The following is a 21,539-nucleotide window of genomic DNA, read 5'->3' as shown; positions in this document are numbered from 1 at the left end:
CCGGGGGCCATGAGGAACGGGATTCCAGGACCTGCAGGGAGCAGCGGTTTTGAGGATCGCGGGGCGATCTCCTCAGGTATCGGAGATGCACCGGCTGAAAAGAGAAGGGCGCGAGTGAGTACGGCAGACGGCGCTCAGGCCTCTCGCTTCGCCCGGAAGAGAGTGCGGGCCAGCCGGTCGATAAACCCTTCCCGCGGCCCGGGTAGCTCCTCCTCGACGTACTCGATGCCGGCGACATCGGCAGAGATGCGTTTAAAGGCGCGGGATGCCCCGGATGCCGGGTACTTCACCACGATCGGCTGCCTGCTCGCCGATGCACGCCGGATATTGGGATCTTCGGGTATGATCCCGATCACCCTGACCCCGAGCAGTTTCTCCATCTGTGCGTTGTTGAACTCATCCCCACTACCGGCAACCCGGTTGATGATCGCCCCTTCGACATGCCCGCCGACGGTCTCGGTCAGGATCTTTGTCTTCAAGGAGTCGACGATCGAGGAGATCTCGGGGTTTACGACAAGGATGACCCCGTCAGCGATAGTGAGCGGGATGACGCCGTCCCTGCTGATCCCCGCAGGAGCATCGAGAAGCAGGATATCGAACTCGCTCACCAGATCGGTCATGATGTCTTTGAGCCGATCCGGGTTCGACTGCTGAAAGCCCTGGAGGGACAAACCGCACGGGACCACCTTCACGCCGAAGGGTCCGTCGTAGATGGCGTCCCTGACGCGTGCCTTGCCTGCCAGAACCTCGTGCAGGGTCACCGGCAGGTTCTCAAGCCCCAGAATGAGGCCGAGGTTCGCCATCCCGACGTCGGCGTCCAGGATGCATGTTCTCTTCCCGTACTGGGCCAGCATCGATCCCAGATTAGCTGTGACCGTCGTTTTGCCGGTACCGCCCTTACCGGATGCAATTGTGTATACTTTTACCATGGAACCACTCGTTCTTTTAAATTTCCGCGCTTCCCGGCCTAGACCCAGTGCCGCAGGGCATCCTGGGTATCCTGTTCGAGTGCGCTCATCAGATCGGCAGAGAGATGCTCCGACGGGCGGGCGATCCCGATCACCGTCTCCCCACGGTAAGGAATACCGAGGAGTTCCGCTCCGGTCTCGTCGTGCAGCCTTCCCTGGGTATAGAGATAACTGTACTGCGCGGCCTCACCCTGTGCCCCGGCCTTTGTCGAACCGATGAGGAGACCGTCGGCAGTCGCAAGGGTGAATGATGCAAGACCGTACTTCTGTCCGATCGCCCCCAGATATTCCTCCAGACTCCCGATCTTTTTGGGGTCGATCTCGTCGAGAGAGGGGACGGGACGCTGGAGCGGCTGTGCCGCACCGCCCGATCCTCCCTGAGTCGCTGTAACGCCCGGAGAGCAACTCTGCCGTTCTGCGGCGAGTGCCTGCTCGATCTTTCGAAAGAAGTACAGGATACCGGCAAAACCGGCTATCACCACCGCCATGATGACCACGAGAAATATGGTTGTCGAGTCCATTCGGGTATCATCTCCTGTTAATTCACGTGTCTTGATCCTGAATCAGATGGTCGAGGTGAATCCTCCGGAGAATATCCTTGCAGTTCACCCTGAAATCGTTGACGAGCTGGTCAACGTCCATACTCTCCATGTTCTGGACGAGCGTGTCGATCTCGTCGTTCCCGGGTTCGGGTGCCTGCGCGGGTTTCACGCCCGGCATGGGGATCCCCTGCCTCTCGGCGGGCGGTTCCGGGCGGCGCTTCGGCACGAATGCCGCACCGGCCCCTCTCGGCCCTGCCGACGGTTTCGTTCCCCCTGATGCAGCCCTTGCCGGCGAGGATCTCTTCTCTTTTCCTGTTTCGGCGGTTGCGAACAGCTTGTTGAACTCCAGAGCGAGCTGTACCTGCTCGGTTGTCAGGATGTTCAGTTCTGCCGCCGCTTCGCTCCCTCCGTCCTCTAACGCCGCGTCCAGTGCGTGCCGCCCTTTCATGCCCCCGTATTCGGCGAGCACCACCAGACCCTCGTTCAGCACCAGGATGACACTCTCGTTGCCAAGGACGATCGTGCAGATCCCGGTGAACCGCGTTGAGCCCATCTCTTCTATCAGGACACGGGATGTCGTGGATTTAAGAAGGCGATGGAACCGACCTCGTGGCAACTGCATACAGACAACTTCAGCTCAGTGCTATAACATAAACATTGTTATTTATACTTTTGGATATCGAGCAGATGCACAGACCCTCGTGCGCCCGATCTACGCATCCATGGGAGCACCGCAGGCCTTATCAGACCATCTCCGGAGGATCCTGACGACCTCCCGACCGGCAACCCGGACCCCTTCCTCGACCGCCGGGTCCATCTCCCGGCTGAACGCCTGGATCTCCCCGACCTCGATCCCGACGGTCACGACCTCCCCGACATACCCGAGTTCGCGGGCTATCGTCACGACCTCCCCGACGCCTATGTCGTGGAGAGCACATACAGGGACTTTTGTCGACGGCGGCGCTTCGAAGACGACGACCTCGCCGATACGGTCACCGACGCCCGTCATCGCATCGACGATCAGCACCTTCTCGTAACCCTCCATCAGCGGGATCAGGCCAAACCCCCCGGTGCCGCCGTCGACCGTGTCGACACCGGGATATCTCCCGTCAAGGAGGTGCATCACCGCGATCCCCGCTCCGTCGTTTCCCATGAGGGGATTCCCGCACCCGATGACGCAGATGCAGTTCTTCTGTATGGTCATCTTCCCCACGAATTATATCCGGCAAGGTACAAAAGAGTACTGAGATGCCCCCGACGGGGGCAACTATTCGTTAGCCCGCTTGCGGGACGTGAGGCGCATGATCCGTATCGTACCAAAACCGACCGATACGCCGGACGACAATTCGACCGGCGCCGTTATACAGGAGCTGGAGAGAGCCGGCGCTCAGTACGGGGTTCTTGACCTCGGTGCAATCGACCCTCTTGACTCCGGGCTTGAGAACGAACTCATCTGGGTCTGCGGGATCCGGCAGGACGGGCACCAGTTCGAGACCCTGAGCGTGCTCGCGCTCGATAATCAGGTGATCAACACACCAGAAAGCATCGTCACCTGCGCGTCCAAGGTGATGACGTCGGCGCTCCTGATTCAGAACGGGGTGCGGACGCCCCGGACGGCTTACCTGCGCTCGGAGACACAGGCCAACGACTTCCTCTCACGGCACGGGAAGGTCGTCTACAAGCCGCTCTACGGGTATGACGGGAACGGCATCAGGCTCGTGACCGAACCAGCCGAACTCGGGCCGGGCCCCTGGTATCTGCAGGAGTACGTCAAGAACGACCGGGACTTCCGCGTCTTCGTCCTCGGCGGGGAGGCCGTCGGTGCGATAACCCGGGTCTCCGATAGCCTGATGCACAACATCCACCAGGGCGGGATCGGCATGCCGGTCACGATCGACGAAGAGATGCGTGCCATCGCCGAGGCGTCGGCATCTGCGATCGGGATCGATTACTGCGGCGTCGATCTCCTCCGGGACGCTGAGGGCTACACGGTCCTCGAAGTGAACGGGACGCCGAACTGGCACTGCATGGCGGCACCGATCCCGAAACTGCTCGCGGCTTACCTCATCGAGCACGAGCGCGGGATGCGAGCCTGAGGAGAGGAAGCGGCGGGAGCACCGGCAGGCCTGCTCCCGCCCGCCGGCAATACGTAACGCCAGGCCTTCTCACTGCTGGTATTCTATCTCTTTGAGCGTCTTCTCTGCAAGTTCCTTCATCCGCGCAGAGATCCTTCCGGAGGACGAGAACTCCACGTCCTTCATGGCGTTCGCAAGTTCCGTCCCGAGCACGAATATCGCATACTTATGTTCCATCTTACTTTTATGCACCTGAGACGGGTCTATCTTCAACGCATAGTACTGCGAGAACTTCAACTCCGGATGGGTCAGCTCAAAAAAGTCCTTGATCTCTGTGAGAATCCCATGTAAGGCTATTAACTCTTCCTTGTGCATATTCTCTCCCAGAGATAAAAATAGTGAATATAAATATATATAAATTTGCACCGTCAATAACGGTTATCCGATCTTCATGAGCCTGACGGACAGCGGACGCTTTATAATCCCCTTAAAGTCCCGTGCGGCCACAAACTCAATCTCTTTTCCCCCGATCTGATCGAGAAGCCTCTGGTCGATGGTGCCGTCGACGACGATCCCCTCGACACCGCCGTTCAGGTTCTGGAGTGCGCCTTCGACATCGGCAGCGTTCGATTCGAGGAGGACGGTGTAGTCCGGAGAGAGGAATCGCGCGATCTTCCTGTCCCTGACGTCGGCCATGTGCTCGCCGATCGTCGTGGGAGGCTTCCGGTTCTCCTCCCGCCCCTTCTGCTGCTCTGGCGGCTGTTCTTCGGGGGCAGGGCAGGCCGATGGGGGCGACCGCTCCGCCGCCCCCTCATCGGGGATCTGGTCAGTGAGTACCTCTACCGGCACTTTGTTCCGGAGCGCCTTGACGATCTCCTTGCGGCTCATCTCCTCAACGCTTTTTCCCCGCGGGCTGTAGGCCACGAAATCGATCTCGGCGACCTGAAGGAGCTCGCGGAGGATCAGCTCCCCACCCCGGTCTCCGTCGAGCAGGGTCGTCGCGGTCTTCTGCGAGCAGAGTTCGATGATGATGCGGGGAATGCTGGTCCCCTCGACCGCAACCGCGTTCTTGATCCCGTAGCGCAGGAGGTTGATCACGTCGGCCCGGCCCTCGACGAGGATGATGGCGTCGGAGGCCGTGACGTTCGGGCCGGCATGCACCCTCTCATCGCCGAGGTACTCCAGTTTCTCGATCCTGATGACTTCCCGGACCTCGTCGAGAAGGTCGTCGCTGTTTATCGCGCCCTCGTCGAAGTCCTCGAGAAGGAGTTCTTTGGCACGCTCGACGATCCGGCGTCGTTTGGTCACCCGGATATCCTCGATCCGGTCGACCTTCACGTGCGCCGTGCATGGCCCTACCCTGTCGATCGTCTCAAGCGACGATGCGAGAAGCGCGGTCTCCGCCCGGTCGAGCGAGGACGATATCAGGATCTCGCCCTTTGTCTCCCCTCGTTTCGTGGTTATCTGGACGTCGATCCTGCCGACACGCCCGGTCCTCTGTAAATCGCGCAGGTCGAGGTCTTCGCCGAGCAGACCCTCTGTCTGGCCGAAGATGGCGCCCACGACGTCGGGTTTGTCGACCACCCCCTCGATCTGCAGAGTAAGATGGATGAGGTATTTGGTGGTTTCCGGTGAATACATGGAGTCTTGCCCCCTGAGTAACTGTAACGGCCGTATGCCTGCAGACTTCGCGTGCGCGGGCATAGGGTCAATTATATATCTAGGGTGAAATTACTTAAATCAGATGGCACTCGGAACATAAGGTTTTTCAAAAGTAAAATACAAAAACAAGCGCGTTGTGCATCGTAATTTGATTTTTCTTGCTCTATAATTTAGAGATTATTACGTCCGACCCCTGCAGGGCCCGCTACATCCTATCCGCCCCCGACCCTTCAGCCGACGGTGGAGAGGAGCGCCAGAACCACGGATCGCGACAGATCGGCGATCGCCACGGTCTTTGAGGAGGACGTATGCCCCGCGATGATCGTCACACCTGAACGGGGCACCTGGAGCCTCTCTGCGACGAGGTCCGTGATAGCACGGTTTGCCTTCCCGCCGACAGCAGGGGCCGATACCTGGCAGCGGATACTCTTGCGCCACTCATTGTAGCCTGCAGGAAACAGAGACCGCTTTGCACCTGCCGTAACGTCGAGCGCTATGGTGACGCCTTTATTGGTCTCGATGACGGCGTCGGCATATGGTTCCATGAGAAAAGCCTTCTGAAATGAGAGTGTCGCCCGGCACTAACGAACGATGATCACAGGCGGCTTGTGCCGATCCTCACCCGATCGTACCCTATATGCCAGGCGTGCCTGTCGCGCACCTGGGTTGTCCCATGGCTCATATCAGGCGTCTCGCCGGGTGATCACCCGGGGACCTATAAGGTGCGCTATATCGGCCTTATATTATTTATTTTCCGAGGATAAAAATCCTTGCCCGGGGTACCACGCCGGATGCACCGCGAGATGGTCGCCGGAGGCGTAGGCACGCTCCCCGCCCACGATCACCGCTTCCGGGAAGACCGCATCGAGCCCGTCGAACGGCGACCAGCCGCACTTTGCGTGGAGGGCCGCGGCATCGATGCGGGTGACCGCATCAGGGTAGAGAGCATAGTCCGCCCGGTCGCCCGGCTCGAAACCCGCGCGCGGGATGCCGAGGATGGCGGCAGGCTTCCAGGAGGTCTTCTCGATCACCGAGGCGAGGGTGATCCGCCTCCGGCGCACCGCAGCCATCAGGAGCGGCACCATCGTCTCGACGCCGGGGATGCCGGAGGGGGCGGTCTCGAACGGCAACGCCTTCTCTGGACGCGTGTGCGGCGCGTGGTCCGAGGCGACGACGTCGATCGCGTCCCAGCAGGACCACAGGTCGCGCCGGGTCTCCTCATCACGGAGCGGCGGGTTCATCCGGGCCCGGGTATCGCTCTCCTCGAACATCCCGTGCGAGAGGAAGAGATGGTGCGGCGTCACCTCCACTGTGCCGCGCGCGGCCCGGACCGAGGCGGCGGTGCTCAGGTGGCAGAAGTGGAGCCTCATTCCGGCCGGCGCGAGGCCCAGCACCGCCTGCACCGCGCGGGCTTCCCCGGCGCCGGGGCGGGCGCGGTCGTGGTCGGCGAGCGTTGCCGGCGCCGGGCCGGAGACCTCCTCGGCATGGACCGTGGCGAGCCCCCCGAAGGCATGAATACGGGCAAGCAGCCCTCTGAGGGTCTCCGGGTCGAGCCCTTCCCCGTAACTCGACGGGGCGGCGAAGGTCTCACCGAAGGCCATCGCCCCGGCTTCCCGCATTCCTGCAAGGTCGGCTTCCGGAGATACCCCCGCGTTCACTGCGAACCCGCAGACCGCGTGCTCCTCCGCGTCCCGGATGCGCGCCCGGAGGAGTTCGGGGGTGGTTATGGGAGGGACGGTGTTCGGCTGGTCGACGACGACCGTCACCCCGCCGGCAACCGCGCTCATCGTCCCCGTCCGCCAGTCCTCCTTCTCTGCCTGGACTCCCCCCCGCATGTGGACGTGCATATCGACCGCCCCGGGAAGGCAGGTATACCTGCTGCAGTCGATCGTCTCCTCGGCACGCACCGCGGCCCCGACATGCCGGACGATCCCCCCGGCGACAACGACATCGGCGCGCCGGCCTGTCGGGAGCGCCACGTTCCGGAGCACCAAGTCGGCGGTCATCGGCAGCATACCTCCAGGTCGCTACGGGTCGCATGATGGACCTCGACCATATAGGCGGGGCGGTAACGCGTCTTTGATTCGCGCAGGCCGGGCACGCCCATATCGCACTCCCGGTTGACGTAGCGGTAGCGGTCACGGAGCGCGGCCGCCGTCCCGGTCGTGATCACCTTGTAGATATCCTTGTAAGTCTCGGGAAGCGCTTTTTCGAAGTGAACGACCGCCATCTCCTGGTTGACCGGCCCGACGATCGATATCGCTCCGATCGTGGAGCCGATCCTGATGATAAATCCTTCAAGGCCGACGGCAAAGAAGTTGTTCACCGCAAAAAGAATGGCATCTTTCTCGTACGCAAGGATGGGTTCGGAGTCGCAGTCCCGCCATTCGCACCAGACGACCAGAAACTCCCAGACCTCGTTGATGTTCTCTTCCGTGATCGCTTCGACCGTATACGTATGCTCCCGTTCGAACCGGTTGACCTGGCGCCGGATAGTGGCGTAGTTCTTTCCGGGGAGCTCCGCGAGGTCCTCCGTCCGGTAGATGTAATCGAAGAAGCCCCGGTCTGCGTGCAGGGGCAGGTCAGGGTAGAGCTCCCGGATCCATCCCTCGCTTATCGGATCGAGCACCAGCAGCGGGGACTCGCCGCCTTCCCTCACCGCGATCTCGATGACGTCGTGGAGCAGGTCCGGATCCCTCGGCCCGATCGGCATGCGGAACGTCGTCACGCCGTCGATGGTGCTCGAGAGGACGATCGAATCTCCCACATCGGCGAAACGGTAGTCTGCGTAGTGGTTCCAGCAGACCATGTTCGCAAACGTGTTGTCGCTATGCACCTGGGGGTACTGCCGGTAGTGCCGCGAAAAGAGGTCGCGATCGTCCAGGCTCACGGGTTTGAAATCGGAGAATCTCAGCATGCCTCACCAGTCTTGTGGATACCACCGCATGGGTACGTGCCCCTCCATCCTGCGGAACCCGAGTGCGGTATAGAACTCCTCGGTCCCGGGTTCGGCGACGAGGGCGACCCAGGTGACACCTTCTGATTTACAGTGCTCGAGCAGCGTAGATAATATCATCGTTCCGGTCCCCCGGCCCCGGTAGTCGGGAAGGACGACGAGGTCCTGGACGTAGCCGTCCGAGACCCCGTCCGAGATCACCCTGCCCATCCCGACCGCTCTCCCGGTCGCAGAGTCGATAGCAACGGCGAAGGCGAAGCTCCCCGCTATGAGGGCCGCAAGGCCGGCAGGGTCCCATTTCTCGTCCCACCAGCCCCCCGCCCGATAGAGGCCGGCAATCGTCTCCACGTCCCAGACGCCTACGAGGCGCACCTCGATTCCCGGCTCCTCCATCACCATCTCATGCCTCTCCATACGACCACATTACAGCGTCATCGTATATGGCAGGCGTGGGTCGGCACGGGAAAAGAGGTGCGGTTGCCTTCTAGCAGACACGCGGGACCGGGTCGCCGACCGGCGGCTCGATAAACCGTTCTCCGCCGATGGCGGTCCGCATGATCACGCTGGAGCCCTCGACGACCGTACCGACGATCGCCGCGTCCCGCCCGTAGGGGTGGGAGCGGAGCGCCGCAAGGACGGCGTCAGCATCGCCGGGCGCGACCCCCATGACGACCTTGCCCTCGTTCGCCACCTCGAGAGGGTCGATGCCGAGCATACCGGCGGCGCTTCTGACGCTCGTCCGGAGGGGGAGCGCCTCCTCCTCGATGACGACGCCCACCCTGCTCTTCCTCGCCATCTCGTTGATGGCGTTCGCAAACCCGCCCCTCGTCGGGTCTTTCATGGCGTGGATCTCCCCGGCCGCGAGCGCCTTCTCGACGAGCGTCCAGAGAGGGGCGACGTCGGAGTGGATCTGCCCGCCGAAATCGAACCCCTCGCGGTGGGCCATGATCGCGATGCCGTGGTCGCCGATGGTGCCGCTGACGATGATCCTATCGCCGGCATGAAGGCCGTTGTCCCGCACCACCCGGTCGGCGACGCCGATGCCGGCGGTGTTGATGACGATGGTGTCGAGCGCGCCCCGCTCGAGGACCTTGGTGTCCCCGGTGACGAGGTTCGCCCCGCACTCGCCGAGGGCCGCATCCATCGATGCGACGATCCGCTCGAGGTCCGCGACCTCGAAGCCCTCGGGGATGACCATGCCGCACGAAAGGGCGATCGGGCGTCCTCCCATCATGGCAAGGTCGTTGATGGTCCCGCAGACGGCGATGCGCCCGATGTCCCCGCCGGGGAAGAAGATCGGGGAGACGACGTGGTTGTCGGTCGTGAATACGATGTTCTGGCCGTTTAAGGGGATGACCGCGCCGTCGTCCAGCGACTCAAGGCCTATCCCGCCGGCGTTGTTGTGCTCGAGGTTGGTGATGACGCGAAGGAGCTCGCCCATCACTTCGCCGCCGGCGCCGTGCATGAGATTGACTTTCATTCTTCGTCCGTTTCTATCTCGATGTTGGTAACGACGATCTCCATACCCGAGACGATCTCCGGGAGTTTCCCGCACTGCGGGCAGACGAACCGCTCGTCGCCCTCGTAGCCGCAGGAACACCGGGTCCGCGTCTCGATGTCCCGGCACGAGAGCCGGGCCTCTCGAAAGAGCGGGTCGTCCTCGATGATGATATTGAAGAGGAACTCCACCTGCTCGGGATTCACCATCGCCATCTTCCCGACATCTACCGAGACGCACTTGACCTCTTTTGCGTTGTTCTCCAGCGCCGCCCGGCGGGCGGTCGTGTAGATGTCGTAGGCGATGCTGTACTCGTGCATCACTCCTCCATCATCGCGGCGTGGACCTGCCTGAAGATCTCGCGGGTCTCAAGCCCCTCCTCTCTGCTGAGACGCTGGATGGCAAACCCGACGTGGACGAGCACGAACTCGCCGATCTTCACGTCCACGAGGTCGAGCCTGACCTCCTGCTGCAGGTCGCCGAAGTCGACGACGCCGATGTTGCCTTCCTTTATCTCCAGCACCTCAGCGGGCATTGCAATACACATGACCTCTCTTCCTCTCCTGTAGTTTTGTCCGGTTGCCAAAAAAGGTTGACCATACTGCACGGGGGAACCCGGAGACGGGCCGTCTCGGCCGGAGCATATTCCGGATCCGCAGAACCTGGTACCTATATCTCAGTCAGGATGCGTAAAAAAGGTATGTCCGCCCCGGTTCCGGCTCCGGCAGGGGCGGAGGGAGGGAGATACCGGGGTTCGCGGCGTCGCGGGCCCGCAGGGCTTCGGGGGTCCATGCGCGGCGTGGTTCGTTAGACATGAACCGCCCCCGCCGAAGATCCGCTGCGTGAAAAGCCCTTCTATCTCATCTTCCTGAACACCGCCTCGATCTCGGCCCGGGGGAGATCCCTGCCCCGGACCCGCATCTGCCAGCGGTGCGTCCGGACCAGGACCGGTGCGAGCGGTGTGAAGAGTTCCGCGGCCTCGGCTTCGGTGAAGTAGTGGGTGATGATGCCGTCCCCTCTCCGGAAGGTCTGCTGCTCCGTCTCGGCACCCTTGCCGGCACGCATATCCTCGACGGAGAAGTCGCGGAAGAATGCCGTGCCCCCCGGCCGGAGCACCCGGCAGACCTCGGCCGCCGCGGACCTCCGGCCCGGTCCGGGCAGGTGGCCGACGACGTGGACGAGGATGACCGCATCGAACGCCCCGTCGCGGAACGGCAGGCACCGGGCGTCGCCGACGGTAAAGCCGGCTCCCGCCGTACCCGGGTGCCGCCGGGCGAGGGCAACGGCGCGGGGAGAGATATCGACCGCGGTCACGCTCCCCGACAACCGGGCAAGGGCAGCGAGGGTCTTACCGTTCCCGCAGCCGACCTCGAGGACGGCGGCACCTGCCGGGAGATCGGGAAGCGGCGCCGGCGCGCCCCCCCAGAGGTCCCCCCGCCTCCGGTAATCGTCGTCCCAGATGGATGCGTGATCGGTCACGCCCCAGAGGTTGGCACCGCCGGAGGATAACGGTTCGTGCCGCCGGTCCGGCAGGCGGCCAGGACGTCTCGCGGGTAAGATTTTTGCCGTGAGAGGGGGAGATCTATGATACTGTGGACCTTTCGGACGCCGTTGCGATGATACTGGCCCTTCTGGTCTTTACGAGTTTCCTCTTCAGCCCGTCTCCGACCGCCGCCGGTTCGGTTCCGGCCGATCCCGCACACCCGCAGCCGGTTGTTGTCCGGAACCTCTCTTCAGTCCTCGCCGGGGTTGAGGAGCGGATCGGGAGCGGCCATCCCCTGAGCGCCACTCCCGGCACGGTACCGGCGGACGGACCTGCCGTTCCCGGCGGGAACGAGTCCGCCGGGCAGGATGAGAACACCACGCCGCCCGCCCCGGAGTACGACGACGACGAACTGGTCCGGCTGGTGAGCGAGAACAGCGTATCGCTCATGCTTCTCTCCGTGCAGAACGCCTACGCGCTCTACGCCTGGGACGAGAAACCGGCGCGGGAGAGTGCCGCGGCGCTCCGGGCATCTGCGACAGGTCTCCTCAAGAGAGCAGGAGCGCTTCGGGTCTCGGACGATGCGGGCGACCTGAGCGAGTCCTTCACCCTTGCCCTCACGTCCTACGTGGCGGCCGCGGAGGCGCTGCAGGGAACCACGCCCCTCAACAGGACGATGGTGGATGCCGCCCTCGACGCGAACCGGCAGGGATCGAATTATCTCCGCGACGCGTCTGAGCACCTGGAGTCTCGCGAGTTTGAGGCACCCGGGGAGATCGTGGCGGTCAACCTCTCCCTGCCACGCCCCTCCGCCTCAGGAGACGAACTGGTGCTCTTCCAGCGCTACAACTACGAGGACCGGTACCGCGCAAACGACATCTCTCTGATGCTGGAGTCGGTACGGGGCACCGGTATGTATCATTTCCTCGATAAGAGCGGAGAGGCGGTCACGGCGGAGGCCGGAAGGATCTTCCTGCTCGTCAAGGTGAGGGCCACGAACCTCGGCCATAAAGGGGAGAACAGGATCTATACCATACGGTCACCGGATATCCGTGAGTTTACTCTGTATTACCGGGGCACGGCCTATGCCCCGGTAAAGCTGGCGAGCGGGACGTCGCTTGGGGAGCCATATGCCGCGGCAACGCTGGGCCGGTATGAATCGAAGACGGGATACATCGTCTTTGACGTTCCGGCAGCGATCCCGATCGACGAGTGTTTTGTCCGGGTGAACCTCGGCAGCAGCGGGTCGCCGGTCTGGGCGCTCGGCAGGACGCTCTGACGGGGTCGGAGCCAGCGCAACCAATATCTCTTTCATGCGTGATATTTTACCTGTGACGCCGAGGGAACCCCGTGTTGCAGTGCTCGCGGCAATCGCCTGTATCGGGCTGTTTGCATCCGTTCTGCTCCTCTACCCGGTGGTATGCGCGACGCTCCTTCCCTTTCAGGCAGCCGGGGAGGGCGGCGAGCCCGGAGACGTCCTCAGCCTGGGAGCGTTCCCGGAGAGCGCTACGGCTCTCCTTGCCGAACCGATGAGCGATGAAGAGAGGCTCGAACTGCTCATAGCCGGGGCCAGCGTCCCGCTCCTGGAACTCTCGGTAGAGCAGGTGCATGCCCTGCACACCCGGGACGACGCGGCGCTTCAGGAGCGGGCAGCCGATCTCCAGGCTCTTACAGCGAGCCTCTACGCCGGGGCCGCCGCCCTCGAGGTATCCCCCGGGAGCGAGCCTGCGCGCTCGCACTTCATCGCGGCGCTCGATGAGTTCGCCGCAGCCGGCGCCCTGCTTGGCGGGGGCATCCCCGCCGACCGGAACGTGACGGACGATGCGCTGGGCCGCCTGGCCACCGGGACCGCACACCTCTCTGAAGCCCTGCAGGACTGCAGACACCTCCCCACAGATGGTCCGGACGCTCTCCCTGTCCTGGCGAGCCTCGACGAGGAGCCTGCGCCCCTCTTCCCCGACGCCCTGCAGTCCGGCGAGCGGTTCTGCTACGACGATGCCCGGAAGGAGAACTCCGCCTCGCTGATCGTCGGCCCGCTGACCCGGTCGCGCACGTTCCAGACCAGCGGCACGAAACCGGTGCAATACACCGCAGAGTCCGGGAAGACCTACCTCCTGGTCACCGTCCGTGCGACACACCTCGGCCATAGAGGAAACGGCATCAACACCCGTATCCAGACCCCGGCGGAGAGCACTTTCATCCTCCACTACGATGCCGGGACCTATCGCCCCCTCGCGTCACCCGGACCGACCAACAAGGGAGCATCGTACTCCAGGGTCGCTCTCGGCCGGGGAGAGTCCGTGGCGGGATACCTCTTCTTCGAGGTTCCGGAGGACCTGGACCCGGCCCGTGCCTACCTCCAGGCGACCATCGGGACGGAGAGTCCGGTCTGGCTCCTCGGCAGATCGGCATGACCGCCTCACGGTAGGGCGGTCAGGATCCTCATCCTTTCGGTGCCCGGCCGCGGGCCAGATCCTCCCGCGGCACGAACCGGAGCGCCGCCGAGTTCATGCAGTAGCGCTGATAGGTCGGCGGCGGCCCGTCGTCGAAGACGTGGCCCAGGTGGGCGTCGCACCGCCTGCAGAGCACCTCGGTCCGGGACATGAAGAACCGGGTGTCGAGGTCGGTCTTTATATTCAGGTCCGAGACCGGCTTCCAGAAACTCGGCCAGCCCGTTCCCGACTCGAACTTTGTCTTCGAGGAGAAGAGGTGGTTGCCGCAGCAGACGCAGACGTACAGCCCCTCCTTCTTGCAGTCCCAGTACTTCCCGGTGAAGGCCGGCTCCGTGCCCTCCTTCCGGGCAACCGCGAACTGCTCGGGCGTCAATTGCCGCTGCCATTCTTCGTCGGGTTTGACAACCCTCTCAACCTCTTCCATCTCTCGCGTCACGGCGTTGCAGACCTTTACGGTCTCGGCTGCCTCTGCTACATCTCCGCTCATCACCATTCCTCCGATCCCGGCCAGCCTCCTTCGCCGGAGAAGATGTAAATCTATCCCTGTCTCTGCACGGGGAGAGTCCCGGTCATCCCGCCGGTGCCGGGATGCCGTTTTCGGCCCGGATACGCTTTCGGATCTGTTATATAGCCCCCGGGTCGATGAACCTTCATGCAGGAGGTGCCTCTCTTGAGAAAGGCCTGTATGGGCCTTCTGCTCTTCGCCTGCCTCGCCGGCGCTGTCTTCGTAACCGGCTGCACGGAGACGTCCGGAGGGCCTGAAGTACCGACACCGACACCGGAAGAGACGCCGGCTGTTCATGCCGTCTACACCCCCGACGGGCCGCAACCGTCGTTCTCGGCCACCATCACCGCATCGGAGAGGCGTTTCCGCGCGGACGGGTCCTGTTATTGGGTCGTGACCGGGAGAGTGACCAACACCGGCACGGCTCCCGGGAGAAACGTCGCCATCCGGTTCATGCTCATCGATGACGAGAACGGCATGATCCGGTCGACTGAAACAATCTTCGTCCCGCGATTCCCTCCGGGCGAGGCGAAGATGTTCACCATCGATCCGCTCCCCGGCGATTGCGACCGGCAGTATCATGCCGAGATCGCCGTTACACGTGACATCCCCTAAGGCTATGGGTTAGCAGATCGAAATTGGCAGGATAACGTAGATGCGAGGAAGAAGATGAAGATACTCGGTATCAACGGAAGTCCCCGCGGATCGCGGAGCCAGACGCTCCGGCTTGTCCGGGCCGTCCTCGACGGCGCCGCGAGTGCCGGGGCCGATGTGGAACTCGTGGATCTCTGCAAGCTCCGGATCGAGTACTGTAACGGGTGCCTGGTCTGCTGCGAGCGGGGGGAGTGCGTCAGAGACGACGACTTTGCCGGACTCTACCGGAAGATGCTTGCAAGCGACGGGATCGTGCTCGGCTCCCCGAACTACATCGACTCGGTCACCGCCCAGACAAAGACCCTCCTCGACCGGATGGCGGACGCCATCCACTGCCAGCTCTTCACCGGGAAGTACGGGTGCGCCGTCGCGACGGCGGGCGGGTCGGGGGCCGACGAGATCGTGGCGTATCTCAACAGAGTCCTCCAGACACTGGGCGCGAACACCGTGGGCGGTCTCGGCGTGGTCCTCGGTGGGGACCCGGAGACGATCGTTCCTGCCGAGGGGAAGGCCTACCAGCTCGGCAGGAGACTCGCGGGCGCTATCGAGCGTAAGGAGACCTACCCGGAGCAGGAGCAACTCCACGCCGCGATGCGCGAGCGGATGCAGGGCCTGGTCCTGGCGAATAAGGACCGCTGGCACCACGAGTACGATTACTGGCAGACAGCCGCGCGGACGCCTTGAGATCCCGCTCAGGACGAGTTTCTGGCGCGGATCGCATCGATAACCCGCTGCAGGCCCGGGCGGCCTTCCTGTTCTGCCCCGTCGAGGGCCTGGGCGAGTGCGGGGAGGGCAGGGTTGCCGATCTCGATCAGCCCCCGTTCGGCCCGCATCCGGACCGCGAGAGCGTTGTCACGGAGCATCCGGATGAGGGGAGCGACAGCATCCTCTCCCCCGATCCGGGCAATGGTCCTGACGACATTCGTCCGCATCTCGATCGACCGGTCGGAGAGTGCCTCTACGAGGAGCGGGAGTGCATCGGCACCGAGCTGCTCCACCCCCGCCCACCGGTCGCGGGCCATGAGATAGAGCGCCTCTTCTTCGCGGGTCTCGGGCTCCCAGCCGCCTGCTTCAAGCGTCTCGGCAACTCCCTTGCGGACCTTCTCCTCGCGGGAACGGAGTGCGTCGACCAGGTAGTCGCGCGCCGTGCCGCCGGGATCTTTCAGGGCCTCGAGCGCCGCGTGCCTGACCCTGTCGTCAACGTCGGTGAGCGCCTGGAGCAGCGGCTCAATGGCACGGCTGTCCCTGATGTAGCCAAGCGACCTCGCCGCGGCGATCTGGACCTCCTCGCTCCGGTCCTGCAGCGCGAGGACCAGCGGTTCTATCGCCTGCCTGCTCCCCATGTAGCCCAGCGCCTCCGCCACGGCCGCCCGGACTTCACGGTCGGGTTCCCGGTGCAGGGAGCCGATCAGGGCCTCGATGGCCCGCCTGTTCCCGATCTTACCCAGGTTGCGGGCGGCAACGAACCGGACGAACCGGTCCGTGTCGTTCAGGGCGGTCATGAGCGGTTCGACGGCGGTCTCGCGCATCTCTCCAAGGAGACTGGCGGCAGCCGTCTGGATCTCGGGATCCTCGTCCCTGAGGGCACGGATGAGGCCGTCCACAGCGGGCCGCCCCATCATGATCAGGCGCGTGGCGGCACCTAGTTGCGTATTCCAGTCCTTATCTTTGAGTGCCGCAACGAGCGCGTCGATCTCCTGCCGGCCGGACTGCTCGAACGCTTTCTTATCCTCCTGCTGGACGGATTTCTTCTTTCTCCCGGCCAATTCCCCGTCCTGGACCTGGCTGCCGAGCGCCCTCCGCCAGACGTCCACCACCTCCCGCTTCCTGAGAGCGGCGGCGGCTTTTGCCCGGACATCCTCGTCGCTGTCGTCAAGAGCGTACCGCAGCGCTTTGCCGGCCCGGTCCCCCGGCATCTCCCAGAGAGCATCGATCGCCGCGAGGCGCATCTCTTTCGTTCCTTTCCTTAAGACCAGGAAGAGCGGGTCGACCGCCTGGGGGCCGAACTCGGCGAGAGCCCGGGCAACGCTCCAGCGGACCTCCGGCGCCGGGTCTCCCAGGTGCTCGATAAGGGCCGGGATCGATTCGGTTGCGCCGATGAGCCCTATCGCTCTTGCTGCCGTCACCCGGACGACCGGCACCGGATCGTTCTGTGCCTCCTCAAGCAGCCCCAGTGCGTCGCGGCCGAAGATCACGACGGCATCCGCCGCAGCGACCCGGACGCCGTGGTAACTGTCACCGAAGAGGCGGATGAGCGCAGGGATCGAGCGGCGATCGCCGATACGCCCGAGCGCAGCGGCGGCGGCAATCCGCACGTCCTCCCGAGCGTCCCTAAAGAGGAGAACCAGCGGTTCGACGGCATCCGGGTCCCCGATCTCGCCGAGGGCCTCGGCGGCGGCGATCCGGACGGCGTGGTGAGGGTCCCTGAGCGCGCCGATGAGGTAGCCGATCGCTTCCTTCCCCATGCCCTGCAATGCAACGACCGCCGCTGCCCTGACGGTCTCGTCGCTGCTCCGGAGCGCTTCGAGATACTGCTCGAGCGACGTCTTCTTCGGGGGTTCCACCACGGGCTCCGGGGTCGTCCGGGGGAGTTCGGGGATCTCGAGGTCCTCCACCTCAAGACCTCCTCCCGGCTCCCGGCGAACGGGCGCCTCAACGGCAGCAGACTCGTCGTTACCGGCGATCGCCTCTTCGAACTCAAGCGGGATGAGCTGGTCGAGCGCGACGGGCTCGACGGCGGTTGAGGAGACCTCCGTCTTCAGCCGGGCCTTGACCTGTGCCCACGCCGCTTCCGCCTGCCGGCTCTCCTTGATGAGATCCTGGAGGTTTCCGGGTTTCCCGGGCTTGCTTGCTGCCTGCTGTACCGGCGGCTCCTCCGCGTTTTCCGGAACCGGCTCTCCCCCCTTCTGCGGCGAAGGCTTCCCGACCCGTTCTTTCGTGAGATAGGTCGGCCGTCCGAACTGCTTCTCGAACCGCTTCTGGGTGTCGAGCCCTTCCTTGAGCTCCGTTTCGTACCGGGAGGTGTCAGCCGGCGCGGGCTGCTTCAGGGATGCCTCCTCCTGCCGCCGCCGGATGTATTCGAGAGCGGCCCGTGCACGCTGCTGCCGCGCGGCGTTCTTGCACGTGGCTTCGACGCTCAGGGCATCGAGTGCAGGCTGTCCCAGCTGCCGCAGGGCTTCGTTTGCACCGGTGCGGACGCCCGAGTACTCCACCTCCAGGGCCCTGATGAGCGGCGGGATCGCCGGCCTCCCCAGCCGGATGAGTTTGTTCCACTGCTCACCCGCGATCAGGTGCTCGGCCCTCTGCAGGTCGCTCTGCGGCACCCAGCCCAGCCGGTCAAGCGCCCATGCCGCCTCCATCCTCACCCGGTGATCGGGGTCGTTGAGGCCCTCGACCAGCGCGGGTTTCGCCCGGTCGTCGCCCATCTGCCCGAGCGCCTCGGCGGCGCATACGCGAACCTCCGCATCGGGGTCCTTCACCAGCCTGACGAGCGCCGGGATGGCCCGGCCGTCGCGGATCTTTCCAAGCGTCCGCGCCGACTCGCACCGGATCCTGCGGTCGCTGTTGCCGAGGGCCTTCTGGAGCGTGGGGACGGCCGCTCCCTGGAGTTTCGCAAGCTCTCCCCAGTCTTCGAGGAGGAAGTAAAACAGTATCTTCTCCTGAAGGTCCTCGGGCGCCCACCGCAGCCCCGCGAGCGCGTTCGCCGCCTCTCTCCGGACGGGCTGGTTGCCGTCACGAAAGACCCGGACGAGGTGCGGCACGGCTTTCCGGCCGGTCTCGCGGAGGGCGATCACCGCAGCACGCCGGATAGCGGGCTGCTCGTGGTGCAGGGCCGGCAGCAGGGCATCGAAGACCTCGTCGCCTGCTCCCGCTATTGCCCGGGAGAGCGAGCTCTGCAGGGCCGGGTCCGCCCGGAGGATCAGGGCGAGGAAGAGAGGTATGGAAGGGATGCCGACCGACGCAAGGGCCTCCGTCATCCGTGCCCGTGGGCCGGGACCGGCACTCTTGAGGGCTTCGAAGATATCGGGGATGGCGGAGACGCCGAGGGCGTTGAGAGCCTGCGCTGCATCTGCACGGCTACCCGGGTCGTCGCCGGCAAGGAGCCCGATCAGGCCGGGATAATCCCCGGACTGCCGTAATCCCTCGACGTTCGGTCGAAATCTGTCAAAGAGCCCCATATTCTCCAATCCAGAGAGTGCGTGCCGGAGTCCCCGAATGGAATCCTGCGAATTTACAGTATATCTCTTATCGGAGGGCAATATATTTTTCATTTCGAGCGAGACCGCGCGGCACGGCCAGAACCGACGGGCCGGCCGATGGGAATCTTTATCGATCCGACCCGGGTATACGGGGACCCTATGGTTCAGGTTCAACTTGATATCACCAGGCTCCCGGGCATCGTGCAGGAACTCGGCCCGGAGATGGAGGAACTCGTCTCCCGGATCTACTCCTGGTATGTCGAGCCCGGGCACCTGGTCTTCCCCGACGCAATGCGGGAGTGGGTGCGGGAGAAGTACGGCGATATCGAGGCGCAGCAGATCGTCAGGGTGACCAACAACCAGACCGGCGAGAGCACGCTCTTCAACTCGGTCAGGGCACGCCGCCCGGTGCTGACCCCGCGGGCCGAGGAGACGCGCGACCTGCAGGCGATGGCGAGCGAGGGGCCGTTCGCAAACCCCCTCGAAGAGACCCCCGCCGACACGTTCGGGAGGATCGAGGGCGATCACTGGGTTACGGCAAGCAACATCGCCAAGTACGATTACCTCCATGCCGTCATCATCGCGCGGGAGAACAACCCATACATCGTCGCAGAGCCGGAGGTTGCCGATATGATCAGCGTGGCCGTCCGGTGGTGCCAGGAGGCCAATCGCGCGAATCCGGCGGCGGTCCACCCCTTCCTCATCTGGAACTTCCTCTGGCGCGCAGGGGCGAGCATCGTCCACAACCATGCGCAGGTCCTGCTCACCCACCGCATGTATACCGCCCCGGAGCGGCTCGAGACGGCCAGGGAGGAGTACCGGTGCCGTTACGGGAGCGAGTACTACGACGATCTCTTCCGGGCCCATACCGCCATCGGGCTCGGGCTCGTCCACCGGAACGCGCAGATAATGGCGCATCTCACCCCGCGAAAGGAGCACGAGGTCGTGATCATCGCGAGAACGCCGCACGACCTCGCGCCTGCACTCGCGAAGGTGCTTGAGTGTTACCGGAACATGGGGGTGCAGAGTTACAACGCGGCGGTGTACATGCCGCCGCTCTGCGGCGAGGGCTACTATATCGGGTGGGTGGTGGACCGGGGCGACCTCCACTCCCGGACCTCGGATATCGGGGGGATGGAGCTCTATGCGGGGACGCCCGTCGTCACTTCAGACCCGTTCCGCCTGATGGAGCATCTTGCAGCCGTCATGCTGCCGTGAGCATCAGCAGAGAAGCGTATCCTGCTCCGTGGTCTTCCGGTAGGAGTCCTCCATCCGCTCTGCGACGCGGCTCCACCCAAAAGACTTCTTCACTTTGGATAGCCCCTTCTGCCCCATGGAATGCGCTGTTCCGGGGCAGTCCGCTACGAGGGAGAGCCCTCTGGCGATCGAGTCCGGGTGCGGCTGCACCTTGACCCCGTCGGACCCATGGTCGATATTCTCGGATAGCCCGCCGACGTCGGAAGCGACGACGCATCGGCCGGCGCTCCAGGCCTCAAGAAGTACGAGGCCGAACGGCTCGTTTCTGCTCGGTATGGCGACGACATCGCTTGCGTTGAGGAGGGTCACGTAGTCGGTATCGGTCAGCCGCCCGAGGAAACGGACCGGAAGCGATCTGGCCCTGGTCTCAAGACTCCGGCGCATCTGTCCGTCGCCGATGAAGGCGACCTCGCTCTCCGCATGCTCCCGGAGGAGATTTGGAACCGCGTCTACAAGCATATCCGGCCCTTTCTGCCAGGCAAGCCTCCCGATAAAGAGGATGAGCGGCGAGTCCGGGTCAAACCCGTAGCGCCGTTTCACTTCCTCCGGATCGACCTCTGCCTGATAGTGGGCGGGCACGATACCGTTCGGGACGGCGTCGATCTTCCAGTCGGGGATCTTGTAGAGGTCCATGGCCTCCCGGCGAAGGGTCGAGGAGACCGCCGTCACGCGTTTTGCGATCGAGCCGCCGTAGCGTTCGATTCCCGATATCTCCGGGAACGGCCATCTGCTGCTCGTGGCATTCCCGTTTCTCCCGAACTCCGTCGAGTGGTAGGTAAAGATGGTCTCCCGCTCCCTGAGCCGGTGGAGCGCGTCGACCACGTGCCAGTCGTGGAAGTGCAGGAGGTCGAACGACGGTGTATCGAACTCGTCGAATCGTTCGATCATTCTCAGGCTCATATCGGAGCAGTACCGGACGATATCCTCTCCCGCCGGCCGGCAGTAATGATACCGGACACCGTTGATCTCGGCGTCCCTCTCCTCCCCCCGCGTAAAGAAATGAACTTCATGGTGCTGCGCCAGTGTCTCGGCGAGATTGGTCGCCGCATTTGCGAGTCCGCCGACCCGTTCCGCGTAGAGCGACTCCCAGCAGAAAAATGCTATCTTTAAGTGTTCCATAAACTCCCTCGGCATAATCTGCCCGGATGTCGTCCCTTCAGGCGGAGGCCGGCTCGAAGGAGCCCGGTCGGCCGCGGCCGCATCTCCTCCCGGACCGGATATCCGGTATTGAGGACGACAAAACATCAGACCGGCTGACCGAAGATCAGCGGGCATCATACCCGTTGA

23 protein-coding genes are annotated in these 21,539 nt (G+C 63.8%); 6 read left to right on the top strand and 17 right to left on the bottom strand.

Features of this window, described 5'->3' with window-relative positions:
- Window positions 1-134: 134 nt before the first annotated feature.
- The 4 genes from minD to F8E02_RS09710 form a co-directional block, all read right to left on the bottom strand.
- Complete coding sequence (minD, locus tag F8E02_RS09725; protein ID WP_317065337.1) at window positions 135-929, bottom strand: cell division ATPase MinD; 795 nt, start codon at window positions 927-929, stop codon at window positions 135-137.
- Between the two features lie 38 nt (window positions 930-967).
- Window positions 968-1,489, bottom strand: coding sequence for a hypothetical protein (locus F8E02_RS09720; RefSeq protein ID WP_317065336.1), 522 nt, complete (start codon window positions 1,487-1,489; stop codon window positions 968-970).
- Window positions 1,490-1,511: 22 nt separating this feature from the next.
- A complete protein-coding gene (locus F8E02_RS09715) occupies window positions 1,512-2,132 on the bottom strand; it encodes a hypothetical protein (RefSeq protein WP_317065335.1) in 621 nt (206 codons plus the stop codon).
- A gap of 90 nt (window positions 2,133-2,222) precedes the next feature.
- Window positions 2,223-2,714, bottom strand: coding sequence for a hydrogenase maturation protease (locus F8E02_RS09710; protein WP_317065334.1), 492 nt, complete (start codon window positions 2,712-2,714; stop codon window positions 2,223-2,225).
- Window positions 2,715-2,811: 97 nt separating this feature from the next.
- On the opposite strand from F8E02_RS09710, the gene F8E02_RS09705 reads away from it, so the two are divergent.
- Entirely contained in the window at window positions 2,812-3,606 is a 795-nt protein-coding gene (locus tag F8E02_RS09705) for an ATP-grasp domain-containing protein (protein WP_317065333.1), read from the top strand.
- Between the two features lie 69 nt (window positions 3,607-3,675).
- Here the strand turns inward: F8E02_RS09705 and F8E02_RS09700 are convergent, their stop codons facing one another.
- From F8E02_RS09700 to F8E02_RS09655, 10 genes are all read right to left on the bottom strand, one after another.
- On the bottom strand, window positions 3,676-3,960 hold the full coding sequence (locus tag F8E02_RS09700; RefSeq protein WP_317065332.1) for a UPF0058 family protein: 285 nt from the start codon (window positions 3,958-3,960) through the stop codon (window positions 3,676-3,678).
- A gap of 63 nt (window positions 3,961-4,023) precedes the next feature.
- Complete coding sequence (gene dnaG, locus F8E02_RS09695; protein WP_317065331.1) at window positions 4,024-5,226, bottom strand: DNA primase DnaG; 1,203 nt, start codon at window positions 5,224-5,226, stop codon at window positions 4,024-4,026.
- 251 nt (window positions 5,227-5,477) lie between these two features.
- The gene (locus tag F8E02_RS09690; RefSeq protein ID WP_317065330.1) at window positions 5,478-5,792 is read right to left on the bottom strand and encodes a DUF167 domain-containing protein; all 315 of its coding nucleotides are present in this window, start codon (window positions 5,790-5,792) and stop codon (window positions 5,478-5,480) included.
- A 198-nt stretch (window positions 5,793-5,990) separates the two neighbouring features.
- Window positions 5,991-7,253: a dihydroorotase gene (pyrC, locus tag F8E02_RS09685; protein WP_317065329.1), complete on the bottom strand. Its 1,263-nt coding sequence runs from the start codon at window positions 7,251-7,253 to the stop codon at window positions 5,991-5,993.
- Window positions 7,250-8,164, bottom strand: coding sequence for a DUF2156 domain-containing protein (locus F8E02_RS09680; protein WP_317065328.1), 915 nt, complete (start codon window positions 8,162-8,164; stop codon window positions 7,250-7,252). Before F8E02_RS09680 ends, pyrC begins: the two co-directional genes overlap by 4 nt.
- 3 nt (window positions 8,165-8,167) lie before the next feature.
- Entirely contained in the window at window positions 8,168-8,617 is a 450-nt protein-coding gene (locus tag F8E02_RS09675; RefSeq protein ID WP_317065327.1) for a GNAT family N-acetyltransferase, read from the bottom strand.
- A 70-nt stretch (window positions 8,618-8,687) separates the two neighbouring features.
- On the bottom strand, window positions 8,688-9,683 hold the full coding sequence (gene hypE / locus F8E02_RS09670) for a hydrogenase expression/formation protein HypE (RefSeq protein WP_317065326.1): 996 nt from the start codon (window positions 9,681-9,683) through the stop codon (window positions 8,688-8,690).
- Window positions 9,680-10,021: a hydrogenase maturation nickel metallochaperone HypA/HybF gene (locus tag F8E02_RS09665; RefSeq protein WP_317065325.1), complete on the bottom strand. Its 342-nt coding sequence runs from the start codon at window positions 10,019-10,021 to the stop codon at window positions 9,680-9,682. Before F8E02_RS09665 ends, hypE begins: the two co-directional genes overlap by 4 nt.
- Window positions 10,021-10,248, bottom strand: coding sequence for a HypC/HybG/HupF family hydrogenase formation chaperone (locus tag F8E02_RS09660; protein WP_317065324.1), 228 nt, complete (start codon window positions 10,246-10,248; stop codon window positions 10,021-10,023). The genes F8E02_RS09665 and F8E02_RS09660 overlap by 1 nt, the downstream gene beginning before the upstream one ends.
- Window positions 10,249-10,556: 308 nt before the next feature.
- Entirely contained in the window at window positions 10,557-11,180 is a 624-nt protein-coding gene (locus F8E02_RS09655) for a class I SAM-dependent methyltransferase (protein WP_317065323.1), read from the bottom strand.
- 137 nt (window positions 11,181-11,317) lie between these two features.
- Here F8E02_RS09655 and F8E02_RS09650 point away from each other — a divergent pair, with 137 nt between their 5' ends.
- Together F8E02_RS09650 and F8E02_RS09645 are read left to right on the top strand one after the other, a co-directional pair.
- Window positions 11,318-12,463 (top strand): DUF4352 domain-containing protein, encoded by a 1,146-nt coding sequence (locus F8E02_RS09650; protein WP_317065322.1) that lies wholly within the window; start codon window positions 11,318-11,320, stop codon window positions 12,461-12,463.
- Between the two features lie 52 nt (window positions 12,464-12,515).
- A complete protein-coding gene (locus F8E02_RS09645; protein ID WP_317065321.1) occupies window positions 12,516-13,598 on the top strand; it encodes a DUF4352 domain-containing protein in 1,083 nt (360 codons plus the stop codon).
- A gap of 28 nt (window positions 13,599-13,626) precedes the next feature.
- On the opposite strand, the gene msrB is transcribed toward F8E02_RS09645, so the two are convergent.
- Window positions 13,627-14,124 (bottom strand): peptide-methionine (R)-S-oxide reductase MsrB, encoded by a 498-nt coding sequence (gene msrB / locus F8E02_RS09640; protein ID WP_317065320.1) that lies wholly within the window; start codon window positions 14,122-14,124, stop codon window positions 13,627-13,629.
- A gap of 174 nt (window positions 14,125-14,298) precedes the next feature.
- Between msrB and F8E02_RS09635 the strand changes: the two genes are divergently transcribed.
- Complete coding sequence (locus F8E02_RS09635) at window positions 14,299-14,757, top strand: FxLYD domain-containing protein (protein ID WP_317065764.1); 459 nt, start codon at window positions 14,299-14,301, stop codon at window positions 14,755-14,757.
- Between the two features lie 54 nt (window positions 14,758-14,811).
- Window positions 14,812-15,480, top strand: coding sequence for a flavodoxin family protein (locus F8E02_RS09630; protein WP_317065319.1), 669 nt, complete (start codon window positions 14,812-14,814; stop codon window positions 15,478-15,480).
- A gap of 8 nt (window positions 15,481-15,488) precedes the next feature.
- Here F8E02_RS09630 and F8E02_RS09625 read toward each other — a convergent pair whose 3' ends face one another.
- Window positions 15,489-18,974, bottom strand: a complete 3,486-nt coding sequence (locus tag F8E02_RS09625) for a HEAT repeat domain-containing protein (RefSeq protein ID WP_317065318.1) — start codon at window positions 18,972-18,974, stop codon at window positions 15,489-15,491.
- Between the two features lie 180 nt (window positions 18,975-19,154).
- Here F8E02_RS09625 and F8E02_RS09620 point away from each other — a divergent pair, with 180 nt between their 5' ends.
- Window positions 19,155-20,213, top strand: a complete 1,059-nt coding sequence (locus tag F8E02_RS09620; protein ID WP_317065317.1) for a hypothetical protein — start codon at window positions 19,155-19,157, stop codon at window positions 20,211-20,213.
- 3 nt (window positions 20,214-20,216) lie between these two features.
- Here the strand turns inward: F8E02_RS09620 and F8E02_RS09615 are convergent, their stop codons facing one another.
- Window positions 20,217-21,371 carry a glycosyltransferase family 4 protein gene (locus tag F8E02_RS09615; RefSeq protein ID WP_317065316.1) on the bottom strand — a complete coding sequence of 385 codons (1,155 nt, stop codon included), beginning with the start codon at window positions 21,369-21,371 and terminating at the stop codon, window positions 20,217-20,219.
- Between the last annotated feature and the right edge of the window lie 168 nt (window positions 21,372-21,539).

The organism is Methanoculleus caldifontis (assembly GCF_032842345.1).
GTDB lineage: Archaea > Halobacteriota > Methanomicrobia > Methanomicrobiales > Methanoculleaceae > Methanoculleus > Methanoculleus caldifontis.
The sequence above is the reverse complement of the archived record's forward strand: the minus strand, read 5'-3'. Positions and strand labels throughout refer to the sequence as shown.